Genomic DNA, 14232 nt, shown 5'->3' on the forward strand with positions numbered 1-14232 from the left:
CGTTTTCATTCTCCGGCCCGGCATCTAATGTTTCAGGGACCAGTACAGGAGGGAGTATTCCGGATGTGTAAAAGGTAAAGGGATACCGTGAGGCCGGCTTCTTCTTAACTTTCGAATGGCTGAATTCGTTCCACTTATTTTCGTACAAGGGGGGGTATCAGGCAACGGATCTGATCATGAAATTGAAACTCCAGCTGACTTTCAGAATCACCTTGAACAACTTCAAACAGGTGTGAATCAGAAAAAACAAGGTACTGATATGGGTGCTGGTTGAGCAATTTTGAAAAAGAAAAAACGCCTCGAAATGTTTGATTCCAAGGCGTTTATGAAGATGGTACGCGGTACTGGTTTCGAACCAGTGACCCCATGCGTGTGAAGCATGTGCTCTACCACTGAGCTAACCGCGCGTGTTTGGGACGGGGAGAATCTATAGGAGCCCTCCGGAATTGGCAAGATTTTTTTCCCGAACTTCCGGGAAAAAAGTTTCTGCGGGGCTCTTGGCGGGAATGGGAGCATGGTGGCTGAATTCCGGCTTGTAGAACATCGGCCGTCTTTTTACACTCCGGGCATGAGTTGCACAAGCCCACCCAGAGCCTGGGCCCAGATTGATACCGGTGCGTTGAAGCACAATCTCAACGTCGTACGCCGCATCATGCCGGACCATCGTTTGATGGCCATTGTGAAGGCGGAGGCTTACGGACACGGTCTGGAAGGCGTGGTGAAGGCTTTGGACGGCGAGGATTGCGCCTTTTTCGGCGTGGCGACCGTGGCGGAAGCCTGCCGGGTGCGGGATGCGGGGGCCAAAACGTGCCCGTTCATTCTTGGTCCCTGTTTTGCGGGAGAGCGGGAGGAGATTGTCCAGAACGGCTGGCGCGCTGCCCTTTCCAGCCTGGAGGAGGCGGAACATTTCAATTCCCTGGGGAGACTGTACAACAAGCCCGTGCATGTCCACCTGGGCGTGGATACGGGTATGGGGCGCAGCGGTTTTCTGCCCAGTGAACTGCATGGCCTGACGGAGAAGCTTAAGCAGTTCACTTTCCTGGATTTGGAAGGCGTGTTTTCCCACCTTTCCGCGGCATCGGACGATATTTCCTTCACGCACGGCCAGATCAGCGGCTTTGCGGAGGCGGTGAATGAACTTTCCCAAGGGCACGAGTACAAGTTCCGCCATTTGTGCAGCAGCGCGGCCGTGTTCAATTACAAGGTGCCTTGCGCCAACATGGTGAGGCTGGGAAGAATCCTGTACGGGTATTCCCCCATGCCGTCTCCCCACAACAAGGACCTGCGTCCCACGCTGACGCTCTACAGCCGCATTACCCTGATACGCACGTTGCCGGGCAATCACGGCGTTTCCTACAACCATTGCTATATCACCAAGGGATGCACGAAGGTGGCGACTATCGGCATCGGCTATGCGGACGGCTATCTTCAGTATTTGTCCAACCAGGGAGCGCGGGTGTATATCAACGGCCAGTATTGCCCCGTTCTGGGACGCATTACCATGGACCAGATCATGGTGGACGTCACATACATGGACCAGGTGAATACCGGTGACTTGGTGGAGATCATGGGCCCCAATGTGAGCTGGGAAGAGCTGACGCGCCGCGCCAATACCATTCCGAGCAACGTGCTGACCAGCATCAGTTCCCGTGTTCCGCGGATTTACGTGTGAGCGGTTTCGCGCGGAGGACGGATTCTATTGTTTTTCTTTTTTCCGGGATGCTTTCCCGGAAAGTTCCGGCTGTCATGCCATTCCGGATTTTGGAGAATTGGAAAAGCCTGCTGATGAAAACAGAGCAGTTTTTGAGGATATTGCCGGACGGACGGCTCCGCGCTTTTTAAGCTTTGGCCCGGTGGTTCGGAGTTTTTACTGTTTGCGGGTGTTTTTCCCGGCTGGCGAAAATTCTCGTTCCGTTATGTTTCAGGAGGGGGGTCCATCGCGGGAGGGGAGCAGAAATGCGGGGGCGGGGGAATGCTTGCAGGAAACAAGGAGGGTAAGGGAATTTTTTCGTCAGAAAGACGGTTTTTCTGACGTTCAGCTCTTCTTTTAATTTTCCGGCGGAGTTTTATCTCTGGCGGAGTTTGTTCCAGTCTTCCGGCTCCAGGGAGCAGGGGTCCGGAGCTACCCAGTGGCCTGGTTCTATTTCCACGGGCGTCAGGTCCGCTCCCACGGTTTCCGGGTAGGCGGGGTGCTGGATGCGGTGGCCGAAGGCGGAACCAAGCGGCGGGTTGATGGGGGAGGGCACATCCCCCGGCAGCGGCTGGTGCGTGTTGGCTTTGGCGGGGTCCGGTTCCGGAATGGCGTCCAGCAGGGCTTTGGTGTAGGCGTGTTTGGGCGCCTGGTAGATGGTTTCCGCGTCTGATATTTCCACGATTTTTCCCAAGTACATGACGGCCACGCGGTCGGAGATGTGTTTGACCACCGCCAGGTCATGGGCGATGAACAGGTAGGAGAGCTTGCGTTCCTCTTGGAGTTCCAGGAGCAGGTTGAGCACCTGGGATTGTACGGAGACGTCCAGGGCGGAAACGGGTTCGTCCAGAATAATGAGGCTGGGGTTCAGCGTGAGGGCGCGGGCGATGCCGATGCGCTGGCGCTGGCCGCCGGAAAATTCAAAGGGGAAGCGGTCGATGGCGCTGTCCGGCAGGCCTACGCGGTCCAGCAGTCCGCGCACCCATTCCCGGCGTTCCGCCGGAGTGCCCATTCGGTGGATGACGAAGGGTTCCGCCACGATCTGCCCGATGGATTGCCGTTGGTTGAGTGATTCCGCAGGGTCCTGGAAGACCATCTGGATGTGGGGCCGCAGGGGCCGCATTTTGCGCTGGGAAAGGGTGGCGATGTTCTGGCCGTTGAAGAGGATGGACCCTCCCGTGGGCTTCAGCAGGCGCACGATGCTTTTGCCGATGGTGGATTTTCCGCAGCCGGATTCCCCCACCAGCCCCAGCGTTTCGCCGGGATAGATGTTGAAGGAGACGTCGTCCACCGCCTTCACCCAGCCCGCCTGGCGCAGGAAGATCCCGGAGCGGACGGGAAAGTACATTTTCAGGTTGTTGACTTGCAAGAGTGGTTCCGGCATGGCAAAGGAGGGGTTAAAGGTTGGCGCAGCGGGGGCAGGCTTCCACGAAGTGCCCGGGGGTCACTTCCACCAGGGGCGGGCGTTCCGTCAGTTCCTCCGCAGGCACGCCCTGCCGCTGGCAGAAGCGGCAGCCGGGCACGAAGTCCGCAATGGAGGCCACCTGGCCGGGGATGGTGGGCAGCTTGGTCTTGCGCACGGAGCTTAATTGCGGGATGGAGGCCAGCAGGCCCCTGGTATAGGCATGGAGCGGATTGGAGAAGAGTTCCCGGACCGGGGCTTTTTCCACCACGCGTCCGGCATACATGACCACGACGGAGTCACAGCTCTGGGCGATGACGCCCAGATCATGTGTGATGAGGATGGAGGAGGAGCCCATTTCCGCCTGGAGGTCCTTGAGCAGGGAAAGAATTTGCGCCTGCACCGTGACGTCCAGCGCCGTGGTGGGTTCGTCCGCAATGATGAGTTCCGGATGGCAGGCTAGGGCAATGGCGATGACGACGCGCTGGCGCATGCCGCCGGAGAGCTGGTGCGGGAATTCGTCCACGCGCTGTTCCGGAGCGGGAATGCGGACGCGCTGCAGGAGCTGGATGGCGGCGTCGCGCGCTTCCCTGGCGTTCAGGCCGCGGTGGAGCATCAGGGATTCCCCGATTTGCCGCCCTATGCTGTGTACGGGGTTCAGGGCCGTCATGGGTTCCTGGAAGATGACGCCGATGTGCCTGCCGCGGATGCCGTGCATGTCCGTTTCCTTGGCCTGGACCAGGTCGCGTCCCTGGAACAGGATTTCCCCGTCCAGGATTTTTCCCATGGGCTGGGGCAGAAGGCGGACGATGGACATGGCCGTGACGCTCTTGCCGCAGCCGGATTCCCCCACGATGCCTACGCAGGAGCCCTTGGGGACGGTGAAGCTGACGCCGTCCACCGCTTTCAGCAGGCCGGATTCCGTCTCGAATCCGGTGACCAGGTTCTTGATTTCCAACAGGGGTTCGCTCACTTGTTATTTTTCCGTGGTAGGGGGTTCTTCCTGAGTGACGCCGTTTTCCGGGATGGCGGGGACGGAAGGCAGTTTGTCCGCGCCGTCCTTGTTGTCCAGGCTGTCGATGGAGTCAAGGAAGCGGTACTGGTCGTACACGGCGTCCACTTCCTCGAAGGTTCTGCCCTCCCGCTTGGCTTCCAGCGTTTCTTTCTTCACGTCGTTGTCCACCCAGTATAGGTAGCTTTCCATGGGGTCGAAGACGACCGGATGGCAGAATTGCGTGGTGGCGCTGTTGGGCCATTTGACCCATCGCCAATAGCCCAGGCGGATGAATTCCGTGGTCCAGCAGGGCACCCACAGGGCTTCGTCATGAATTTTCTGCTGCACTTTCCAGGTGGCTTTCTGCAGTTCGTCTTCCGTGGCGGCGTTCGTTTCGTCGTCCAGCAACTTGTCCATCTCCTTGTCCGCATACGCGGTGATGTTGTTGGTGTACGTGATGAGGCTGCCGCGTTCGTCGTAGGCGTAGCGGGAATGGAAGCCCTGCTCGTTCATGGGGTGGGGCGGAGTGAATCCCCAGGCCATGAAGGAGGCCTGGGCGCGTTTTTCCATGATCTTGCGGAAGGCTACGGTGGAGTCCAGCGGGTCAAGCTGGATTTCCAGGCCGCACTTGCGGGCGTCCTCCTTCAGCTTGCCCAGTGTGGAGGCCAGGGTGGGGGAGGAGTTGGGGAACGTGATGGCGGCGGTCAGACGGGTGCCGTCCGGCTTGCGGAGAATACCGTCCGGGCACGGAATGGTATATCCCGCGCTGGCGAAGAAGGCCCGCGCCTGTTCCGGAGAGTAGGGGCGCGCCTTGATGTAGGGGTTGGTGAATTTTCCGAAGCCGGAGTCGTAGGAGTTGAGGCGCTGGTAGTCCCCACGGAACGTGATGTCAATGATGTTCTGGATATTCAGCGCGTGCTGGAAGCCCAGGCGAACGTTGAGGTCGTTGAACGGCGGCTTGGAGGTGTTCAGGAAGATGCCCGTGGGAGGCCGCGGGTAGATGGTGTAGAAGGTGCTGCGGTTGATGTAGCCGTTATGGACCTCCGGTATTTCCATGCGTTCGTGCCACAGCTCCGGCTTCGTGATGTTCAGCACGTCCAGCTCTCCGATGCGGAAGAGTTCAATGGCCTTGGACGGTTCCCCGATGAAGTTGTACACGATCTGGTCCACGTTATACATGTACTTCGTGAACTTTTTATCCTTGCCCCACCAGTCCGGTATGCGCTGGAGGATGACCTGCCGCCCGCGGATGATGCCGTCGGGCTTCACCACGTAGGCCCCGGTGGTGGGAGGCACGCGCCACTGGTAGCGTTCCACGTAGCTGGGGCCGAACTCGCAGTAGAAATGCGGCGGGGACGGGATGAACAGGGTGCAGTAGTAGGGCAGCAGGGGTTTGGGGGAGGGAAGAGTAACGGAGAAGCGGCTGTCGTCGTAAATGGTGATGTTGGAGGCGTTCTGGTAGTAGAAGTTGTTGTAAAAAACGTCACGGCTGTGTTCCGAGGTTCGGATGTACATGTTCACCAGCAGGTCCACCGCCTTGACCTTGGCTCCGTCCGAGTAGCGGGCGTCCGGGTCCAGTTCGAAATAGACGGTGCGCCTGTCCGGGGATTCCGCCCATTTCCGGGCGATGCCGGGAATGATTTTTCCGGTGACCGGGTGGATGGAGACGAGGCCGATGATGATTTCATCATACAGGGGGCCGCGGAATCCGCTGTTGCTGTTCGGGCCGTTGGGGCGGAACGTGTCCGGGTAGGAGCCGGGGGCCCACTGGCGCAGAACGCCGCCTTTTTTGGCGTTCGGGTCGCCTATTTCCGGATTGTCCAGCCCGTCTTCCCATTTGAGGTCTGCGGGGATGTCCGCCGGAGTCTTGAATTGGATGTAGTCCCCTTCGCTCTGTCTCCGATGAATGACGGACAGCGCGGCTTCGTCGGAGATGAGTTTGCTCTGCAGTTTTTCACGGATTTTGGGGTCTTCCTCCTTGAAGAATTTTTCCCGGAGTTCCCGGATTTCCTTTTGCTTGGCCGCTTCTTCCCGGGCCAGCCTGTCGTTGATCTGCCTGTTCCACCGTTCCGGGAAGGTGTCGAAACCCGGCGGCAGGGTTCCGAAAGGAACGTTCGGCTGCCAGCCCACCCCCTGGGATTGGGAGGAATCCTTGCAGCCGGCGCTCGCTGTCAGCAGAAGGGACACGGAGACGGAGGCAAGGATCGTGCGGAGAATGGCGGAAAGCTTGAGCATGGAGTCTGTGAAAAAGGGAATATTCTTATTTGTAAGTGGTGAATTTTTTTGGGTCGAAGGCTTCGCGGACAGCCTCCCCGATGAAGGTGACGAGCAGCAGAGTGATGACCAGGGCGGAGAAGGCGGAGGTAACCACCCAGGAGGCGGAAAGGTCCGCAAGGCCGTCATTCAGCAGGCGCCCCCAGCTTGCATAGGTGTCCGGAAGGCCGAAGCCGAGATAGTCCAGGGATGCCAGGGCCAGGATCAGGGCGGAGACGCTGAACGGCACCAGCGTGACCAGGATGGCGACCAGGTTCGGCAGGATGTGGACAAAGAGGATGCGGTTGGTGGACGCCCCCACCACGCGCGCCGCCGCCACGTAGTCCCGCGCCTTTTCCTTCATGGTGGAGGTTCGGAGCTGGTAGGTCATGGACATCCACCCGAACATGATCAGCAGGCTGATGATCAGGAACATGCCTTTCATGTGAAGAGGCACCATGTCCGAGATGATCATGATGATGAAGAGGAAGGGCACCTGGGAGAAGATTTCTATGAGGCGCTGCATGCCGAGGTCGAACATGCCGCCGAAGTACCCCATCATCATTCCGAAGGTGATGCCGATGAAGTACACGATGGGCAGGTAGAAGATGGCGGCTTTCATGTTGACCTGAAGGCCTCCGTACAGGTAGGCCAGGATGTCCGCCCCCTGGGTGTTGGTGCCCAGCAGGTGGCCGCCCTTGAGGGGCGGCGCCGGGTGGTAGAAGATGCGGCTGATTTTGTTTTCATCCGTCTGTTTCAGGAAATCCTCCTTGGTGCCGGGGCCGTTGTAGTGTTCCGCCACAATCTTGTTGTTCTCGTACGTGGCGCTGTACACTTCCGTCCTGTCCTCCAGCCATCCGGTGGCGCGGTCCACCTTTTTTCCCTTGCGGAATTTGTAGCTGATGTGCGGCAGGGCTTCTTCATCCTTATGCAGGCGGGAGGCAAGGCCGGAGTACGGCTTTCCATCGGCTTCGCAGACCAGGCCCTCTTCATTCACGACCAGCGCTTCCGAGCCCGGATTGGTGGAATCCCCCGTGGGGTCGTAGGGGACGAGGGGCATGACGACCAGGGAGGGTTTTCCGGGCTGGCCCGCCTGTTTTTTCAGTTCCCGGTAGTTGGCTTCCGCATCCGCAAAGTCCCCGGTCTGACCGAAGGTGGAACCCTTGTACACCTTGCGCATGATGGCGGGGAAGTACCAGGATCCGTCCTGAATGACCAGCAGCGCCCTTTTTCCCACCAGGCACTGGTCCATGCAGGCCAGCAGCGTCAGGGCCAGCAGGATGACCAGGGAGACGTAGCCGCGGGAAATGCTTTTGAACCTTTGGAGGCGTCTTTTGGTGATTGGCGTGGGGCGGAACCGGCGCGGTCCTTTCAGCCTGATCCAGAGGCCCGCTCCGGCCATGACCAGCACGCAGGCCCAGCCAAACCACAGGAATTTTCCCTGAGGCGTCAGGAGGCCGCTGTTGTTCTGGTCCGCGCAGACGATGTGAAGCATGCTCATTTCCCGCGAGACAGTGAAGGGCCAGCTCAGCGTGGGGAGGAGCAGCCCGCACAGCTCGCCCGCGGCGGTGAGGACCGCCAGGATGATGAGAAGGTATGCCAGTTTTCTAACCATGTGTGTTATTCAAATTTGATGCGCGGGTCTACGGCGGCCACGATGATGTCGGAAAGCAGGTTGCCCAGCACCATCAGGAAGGAGGTGAGCAGCAGCGTGCCCATGATCAGGGCGTAGTCCTTGTCCATCAGGGCCTGGTAGCTCAGCATGCCGAAGCCCTGGATGTCGAACACCTTTTCCACCAACATGGAGCCGGCCACAATCAGGCTGATCAGGCTACCGAGCGTGGAAGCAATGGGAATGAAGGAGTTGCGGAAGGCGTGCTTGATCACGGCCCCCTTGAAGCTCACGCCTTTGGCCATGGCTGTCCGGACGTAGTCGGAGGAAAGGTTGTCCATCAGGTTGTTCTTCATCATCATCGTAGTGATGGCGAAGGAGCTGACCACGTAGCAGATCAGGGGCAACACGGTATGGTGCAGCAGGTCGGCCGCCTGTTCCCAGAATCCCATGTCCGCAAAGTCCGCGGAGGTAAGGCCGCACAGCGGGAACCATTCCAGGCGCGCGCCCAGGTACACCACGAGCACGGCGCCCAGCGCAAAGCCGGGAACGGAATACCCCAGGAAGATCAGCACGGAGGAAATGTTGTCCACCACGCTCTTGTGCCGTATGGCCTTCACAATGCCCAGGGGAATGCACACGGAATACGTGATGATGGCGCTCAGGATGCCGAAGTACAGGGAGACAGGAATGCGCTCCTTGATCATGTCCCATACCGGTTCATTGTATTTGAAGGAGTTGCCCATGGTGCCCTGGAGCAGGCCGTCAAAGCTTGTCTTGTACATCACGGCCCGCCAGGCATAGCCTTTCGCCTTGTCCTGAATGGCCCCCTCATTTCCCGTCTGCCGCATGCGCCTGGCCCAGCGTTCGGCGCGGTCCATTGGGGATTCCACCTCCACCGTCCATCCTTCCGTAGCCGCTTTCCGGGAAGGCGTCCCGGAAAAGAAGGCGTCCTTGACTTCCTTGGAATCCTTGTCCGGCCGCACGACGACGACCTGTTCTCCCGTCTCGTTCAGATTGATTTTGGTGTGGGTGTCGGAAATGCCGGCATATTCGTCCTCCCTGTCTGCCGGCTCCTCACCGGTAATAATCCCGAATTCCTCACGGGAAATGGAAATCTTCTTGGGCAGCACGCCCAACCATTGAAGATAGGCCGTGACGATGGGTTCCTGAAGGCTGTACTGCTCTTCCAGCCGCTCCATGTCGGCCTCGCTCAGGTTGTTGTCCCCGCGCTGGGAGCCCGCCTTCTGACCGGACAGGGCGCTCATGCTCTGCTGCTGCATCATTTGTTCAATGGGACCTCCCGGAACAAAGCGGGTTATGCAAAAGACGAGGAAGGTGACCCCCAGGAGCGTCAGGGGCATGAGAAGGAGTCGTCTGATGATATAGGTCTTCATTCGTCGCGCAGAACTCTACTGGTTTGTGGCATGCGAGGCAAGCCGCAATCCTTGTTTGTGAGCCTTTCCTAACATGTGGCTTTCCACGTTTTCCCCGGTTCCGGCATGGAGAATACAGAAAAACCGCCAAAATGGCGCCGTATTTCCGGTTTCCGGCCCTGGATGTCCGGCCGCTGTGCGCGGAGGGCTATATTCCTTCCCCCAGTCGGCGCGCCAGCATGTCCGGCAGTCCGGCCGCCAGAATGCGCCGCTGGGCTTCCTCCACGTCGTATTCCACGCGGCGCTGGTAATAAACCATACCGTCCGTATCCAGAATGCCGTAGGCTGCGCGGGGGTCCCCGTCGCGCGGCTGTCCTACGGAACCTACATTGATCAGGTATTTGTTGGTTTTGAGGAGCTGGATATCTCCGGACTCGTACTCCTGGATGCTCCCTTCGTGCCGGATGAAGGTGCGCGGAACGTGGGTGTGGCCGTTGAAGCAGAGGAACTGGTTGTCCCGCAGCATGTTGATGCTGTGCGTAGCCGTGTCCACATTTGTGACGTATGCCCAGGAGTTGGGCTTGTCCTGCGTGGCGTGCACCAGCACGATTTCATTGGGAAGAATGCGCTGGAAGGGAGCGCGGCGCAGCCATTTCTTCTGCTCGTCGGAAAGCTGCTGGCGCGTCCACATCAAGGCGCTGTACGCCACGGGATTCATGCCTGCCGGGTTGTCTTCCCCGATCGCTTCCTCGTCGTGGTTGCCGCGAACGGTGGGAATCTGTCGGGAACGGATGAATTCAAGGCATTCGGAAGGATTGGCGTTGTAGCCCACAATATCACCCAGGCAGTAAACGGCATCGCATTGCAGCTGTTCTATATCCTTCATCACCGCTTCCAGGGCGGGCAGGTTGGCATGGATGTCACTGATCAGGGCTATTCTACTCATGGTGTTGCGAAAGCCCAGTATAGCGCATTTCCCGTTTTTTGCCAAGCGGGTAAATGGAACCGGCGGAGCAACGGCCAAAGGCCCTGGGCTGAATATCCGCGTGGAGGGGTAAAGGCGGCAAAATGATTCGGCGGAGGTAAAACATTTTTTATTCCCTGAAATCCTTAGTCTTTGCCATCCGGCGCCGGATCATCCGGGTTGGCCTCAGGCAGGGATTCCAGAGTTTCCCTCAGTCCGTCCACGGGGTATCTGAGGGAATTGGCCAAGTGGGCGGTCATCATGTCGCGCGCGATTTCGTCTGTAGGATAAAGTTCGCGGAAGGGAATCCTGTCCTTTTCCGGAACATGCAGACGGTTTTCCAGCACGAAAATGTTGGTGACCAGGCTGGGAACGCGGTTGCGGGGGTCTTTGAACAATTCTTTCCCCAGTTTCAGAGCCTCCCTGGATTTGGAGGGGACGCGGGCCAGGGCGTAAAACTCCTTGCGCGCCGTGAGGGCTGGAGCGCCCAGTTCTCGGGCTTTCCGGTAGACTTCCGCGGCCTTTTCAAAATCCGGCTGGCGGTACGTATCGCTGTACATGTTGCCCAGCAGAGAATACAGGTACCAACTGCCGGGATTGGCCTTGATGCCCTTTTGCAGGAAATCGCGTCCCTTCTGAATGTACTTGCGGAATCCTTCCCGGCGTTCCAGAGGGGAAAGGCGCTTGTTGTCCAGATAGCTGGAGGAAGCGTTGTTCCCCAGATGCCAGGAACCGTTGTCCCAGTAAAAATCGGAATGCGGGGCAAGGGCGGTGATCTGGTTGTATCGGCGCTCCAGATTGGTCCAGTCGGAAATCAGGAAGCAGTCGAAGGCCTCCATGCTCAGCACCGCCGCCACCAGGGAACGCAGGCCGCCCAGGGACACCATGGCAAGCTGTTGTTCCAGATAATCGGAGGATGAAAGGTTCACCGGCTCTTCCAGCAGTCCAGCGTTCTTCTCCTGCTCCAGAATACGTTCCTGCAGGGGCAGGCGGATCATGCCGAAGCCCAGCAGGGCAATGATGAAAATGACGGTGTTTTTCAGCATGATTCGCGGGGGTGCGGCAGATTAATCCATTTTCAGGCGCTGGCGGATATCCCTGTCCAGTTGTTCCCATTCGGGTACGGAGGCTCCGGCCTGATGGGCTTTAGCGAGGGGATCGCCCCAGATGGCCGTGTATTCGATGGGGCGTCCTTCGTTGTAGTCCACGGCGCTGGACGGGATGAAGGCTCCCATGCTTTCCGTGCGGGAAAGGTGGAATTCGACCAGGTCGTTCGGCAACGTGTGGCCGCGGGCTTTGGCGGCCCGGACCACTTCTTCCATGATGCGGCGGACACGGGCGACGTTTTCCGGGTTTTTGTAGAGTTCCGCGATGCTGATGCCCCCCAGCGCCAAGCAGAGCCCGTTGAACGGTATGTTCCAGACGAGCTTGTACCACTGGATCTGTTCCGCGTTGTCAAAGGCGCGTGTCTTGATGCCCGCCCCGGCAAAGAGAGCGGAAAGTTCCTGCGCCTTTGCGGAGCCCTCCGGCGACGGGACGAACGGTGCGAATTGAATGTTGCCGCCTTCCAAATGGTTGATGTGGCCCGGTTCCTCCCGCATGGCGCAGATGAAGCACAGGCCCACGTAAATGCGGTCCGACGGGATAATACGGGCGATTTCCTCCGCGTTTCCCATGCCATTCTGGAGAGTGGCGGCCACCGTGTCTGGTCCCATCAAGGGAGGGAGGGCCTTGGCAAATCCCGCATTGGCCGTGCTTTTCCAGGCGACGACGACGAGATCCACCGGACCGACTTCCGACGCTTCCCGGTATACCTTGATGCGGGGCAGCGAAATGTTCCCGTGCAGGCTTTTCACTTCCAGACCGTGTTCTTTCAGGTAGTCGTATTCCGAGCGTACGATGAACGATACGTCGTGGCCGGATTTCTGAAGTCTGGCTCCGTAATAGCAGCCGAGCGCCCCGGCTCCCAGAATGGCTATTTTCATGGCGGTGAAGGAGGGTGTTTTTTCTTGGACCGTTTACAGCCCCTGGACGTTGCCTTTGTTGTCCAGATAGATGTGCATGGCATTCGGGGAGACGGGCAGGGCGGGCATGCGCATGATTTCCCCGCAGAGGGCTACCAGGAATCCGGCCCCGTTGGCGATTTCAAAGTCGCGCACGGTGACGGTGAATCCGGTGGGGCGGCCACGCAGCCTGCCGTTGTCGGAAAGAGAGTTCTGGGTTTTTGCCATGCAGATGGGGAGGTCCGTTAGACGGCTGGCTTCAAACTGGGCCAGCTTTTTTTTGGCCGCAGGCGTCAGTTCCACGCCGTCCGCTCCGTAAATGCTGCGGGCGATGATATTGAGTTTTTCCTCCACGGGTAGGGCAGATTCATACAGGGGCTTGAAGGGCGGGGAAGGACGGTCTGCCGCTTCTACCACGATTTGGGCCAGTTCCTTCCCGCCTTCCCCTCCGCGGGAAAAGATGTCCGCAATGGCGCAGGGGATGCCGCGTTCCGCGCAGTGCTCCATGATGGCGTCCAGTTCCTCCTGGGAGTCATCAAAGAATTTGTTGACGGCCACGACCACGGGGCGCTTGTAGTGGGCGGCGGCGTCCAGATGGGCGTCTAGGTTTGCCAAGCCCTTTTTCAGGGCGGCCACGTCCGTGTTTTTCAGATCCGCCAGGGCGGTTCCTCCGTGCATTTTCAGGGCGCGGGCCGTGGCGACGATGACGATGGCCGCGGGATTCAGGCCGGACTGGCGGCATTTGATATCCAAAAATTTTTCCGCACCCAGATCAAAGGCGAATCCGGCTTCCGTCACGGCATAGTCACCGAAGTGGAGAGCCATTTTCGTAGCCAGCACGGAGTTGCAGCCGTGGGCGATGTTGGCGAATGGGCCGCCGTGCAGGAAGCAGGGCACGCCTTCCACGCTCTGGACCAGGTTCGGCATCAGGGCGTCTTTCAGCAGGGCCATGACGGAGCCGGTAATGCCCAGTTCCTTGGCGAAAACGGGTTTGTCGTCCGCCGTGAAGCCGATAACGATGCGGTTGATGCGATTCTCCATGTCCTTGTAGGACGTAGCCAGGCACAGGCATGCCATGATTTCAGAAGCCGGGGTGATGTCGAACCCTGTTTCCCGCGGGAATCCCTGCCTGTTGAGGCCCACGATGATGGAGCGCAGGGCGCGGTCGTTCATGTCCATCACGCGTTTCCACGTGACTTTGCGTTCGTCGATGTTCAGTGTGTGGAAGAACATGGCGTTGTCAATGATGGCGCTGATGAGGTTGTGCGCGGAGGTGATGGCGTGGAAGTCCCCCGTAAAGTGCATGTTGATTTCCTCCATCGGCGTCAGGGAGCTTTGTCCGCCGCCGGTGGCGCCGCCCTTGCGGCCGAAGACGGGGCCCATGGAAGGCTGGCGGAGCGCGAGGCAGGCTTTCTTGCCGATGGCCTGGAGCCCCTGTGCCAGACCGATGGACACGGTGGTTTTTCCTTCTCCGGAGGGGGTGGGGGTGATGGCGGATACTAGGATGAGCTTGGCGGGAGTGGCGGTCTTGTCGAGCACCTTCAAGGGAATTTTGGCCTTGTTGCGGCCAAAAGGAATGACGTCGTTTTCATCGACGCCCAGCTTGCTGACACAATCGGAGAATGCGGGAATGACCATGTGCGTATGATGACGGAAGTATGGGGCTTTTGCAAGAAGTTCGTGGACTGTGGAGAGAGGAATCCGGGCCGTTTTTTACAGCCGGTGGGGAGGGACGGCGTAGGCCGAGCAACGGACGGAGAGGACGACGGCAATCAACCGGAGGGATTGTTTCATCCTGCGGGATGAAGGGACCGGAGCACGGGAACAGAAAACGGAAGAGGGCACCGGATAACGGCGGCATTATTTTTGAAAAATGGAGGCAGGCGTAGGGAAAGTTTCTTGCCGGTTTCTGCAGGAAAAAGAGGGAAGGAGGACGAG

Annotated in this window: 11 protein-coding genes and 1 tRNA gene; 2 read left to right on the plus strand and 10 right to left on the minus strand. The window is 58.9% G+C overall.

From position 1 onward, the window contains the following. Positions 1–115 precede the first annotated feature (115 nt). Complete coding sequence (locus OQH67_RS10200) at positions 116–274, plus strand: hypothetical protein (RefSeq protein ID WP_153812552.1); 159 nt, start codon at positions 116–118, stop codon at positions 272–274. A gap of 58 nt (positions 275–332) precedes the next feature. Here OQH67_RS10200 and OQH67_RS10205 read toward each other — a convergent pair. Next, positions 333–407: transfer RNA gene (locus tag OQH67_RS10205), tRNA-Val, on the minus strand. A gap of 161 nt (positions 408–568) precedes the next feature. Between OQH67_RS10205 and alr the strand changes: the two genes are divergently transcribed. Then, a complete protein-coding gene (gene alr, locus OQH67_RS10210) occupies positions 569–1672 on the plus strand; it encodes an alanine racemase (RefSeq protein ID WP_082770148.1) in 1104 nt (367 codons plus the stop codon). Positions 1673–2066: 394 nt separating this feature from the next. Here the strand turns inward: alr and OQH67_RS10215 are convergent, their stop codons facing one another. The 9 genes from OQH67_RS10215 to OQH67_RS10255 form a co-directional block, all read right to left on the minus strand. After that, positions 2067–3074 (minus strand): ABC transporter ATP-binding protein, encoded by a 1008-nt coding sequence (locus OQH67_RS10215; RefSeq protein ID WP_067571749.1) that lies wholly within the window; start codon positions 3072–3074, stop codon positions 2067–2069. A gap of 13 nt (positions 3075–3087) precedes the next feature. Continuing rightward, a complete protein-coding gene (locus OQH67_RS10220; protein WP_067571751.1) occupies positions 3088–4065 on the minus strand; it encodes an ABC transporter ATP-binding protein in 978 nt (325 codons plus the stop codon). Positions 4066–4068: 3 nt separating this feature from the next. After that, positions 4069–6321, minus strand: coding sequence for an extracellular solute-binding protein (locus OQH67_RS10225; RefSeq protein WP_067571753.1), 2253 nt, complete (start codon positions 6319–6321; stop codon positions 4069–4071). Positions 6322–6346: 25 nt separating this feature from the next. Then, positions 6347–7954 (minus strand): ABC transporter permease subunit, encoded by a 1608-nt coding sequence (locus tag OQH67_RS10230; protein ID WP_067571755.1) that lies wholly within the window; start codon positions 7952–7954, stop codon positions 6347–6349. Between the two features lie 5 nt (positions 7955–7959). Next, complete coding sequence (locus tag OQH67_RS10235) at positions 7960–9315, minus strand: ABC transporter permease (RefSeq protein ID WP_251840999.1); 1356 nt, start codon at positions 9313–9315, stop codon at positions 7960–7962. A 220-nt stretch (positions 9316–9535) separates the two neighbouring features. Then, a complete protein-coding gene (locus OQH67_RS10240) occupies positions 9536–10273 on the minus strand; it encodes a metallophosphoesterase family protein (protein WP_067571768.1) in 738 nt (245 codons plus the stop codon). Between the two features lie 164 nt (positions 10274–10437). Further along, positions 10438–11337, minus strand: a complete 900-nt coding sequence (locus tag OQH67_RS10245; protein WP_067571759.1) for an FHA domain-containing protein — start codon at positions 11335–11337, stop codon at positions 10438–10440. Positions 11338–11358: 21 nt separating this feature from the next. Next, positions 11359–12276: a 2-dehydropantoate 2-reductase gene (locus OQH67_RS10250; RefSeq protein WP_067571761.1), complete on the minus strand. Its 918-nt coding sequence runs from the start codon at positions 12274–12276 to the stop codon at positions 11359–11361. Positions 12277–12309: 33 nt separating this feature from the next. Then, complete coding sequence (locus tag OQH67_RS10255) at positions 12310–13932, minus strand: formate--tetrahydrofolate ligase (RefSeq protein ID WP_251828277.1); 1623 nt, start codon at positions 13930–13932, stop codon at positions 12310–12312. Positions 13933–14232: the final 300 nt, after the last annotated feature.

Source organism: Akkermansia biwaensis (genome assembly GCF_026072915.1).
Taxonomy (GTDB): Bacteria; Verrucomicrobiota; Verrucomicrobiia; order Verrucomicrobiales; family Akkermansiaceae; genus Akkermansia; species Akkermansia biwaensis.

Excerpts from the sequence above, each read along its gene's own strand:
- OQH67_RS10200 (WP_153812552.1), top strand. The coding sequence starts at position 116 with ATGGCTGAATTCGTTCCACTTATTTTCGTACAAGGGGGGGTATCAGGC.
- alr (WP_082770148.1), top strand. The coding sequence starts at position 569 with ATGAGTTGCACAAGCCCACCCAGAGCCTGGGCCCAGATTGATACCGGT.
- OQH67_RS10215 (WP_067571749.1), bottom strand. The coding sequence starts at position 3,074 with ATGCCGGAACCACTCTTGCAAGTCAACAACCTGAAAATGTACTTTCCC.
- OQH67_RS10225 (WP_067571753.1), bottom strand. The coding sequence starts at position 6,321 with ATGCTCAAGCTTTCCGCCATTCTCCGCACGATCCTTGCCTCCGTCTCC.
- OQH67_RS10230 (WP_067571755.1), bottom strand. The coding sequence starts at position 7,954 with ATGGTTAGAAAACTGGCATACCTTCTCATCATCCTGGCGGTCCTCACC.
- OQH67_RS10235 (WP_251840999.1), bottom strand. The coding sequence starts at position 9,315 with ATGCCCCTGACGCTCCTGGGGGTCACCTTCCTCGTCTTTTGCATAACC.
- OQH67_RS10240 (WP_067571768.1), bottom strand. The coding sequence starts at position 10,273 with ATGAGTAGAATAGCCCTGATCAGTGACATCCATGCCAACCTGCCCGCC.
- OQH67_RS10245 (WP_067571759.1), bottom strand. The coding sequence starts at position 11,337 with ATGCTGAAAAACACCGTCATTTTCATCATTGCCCTGCTGGGCTTCGGC.
- OQH67_RS10250 (WP_067571761.1), bottom strand. The coding sequence starts at position 12,276 with ATGAAAATAGCCATTCTGGGAGCCGGGGCGCTCGGCTGCTATTACGGA.
- OQH67_RS10255 (WP_251828277.1), bottom strand. The coding sequence starts at position 13,932 with ATGGTCATTCCCGCATTCTCCGATTGTGTCAGCAAGCTGGGCGTCGAT.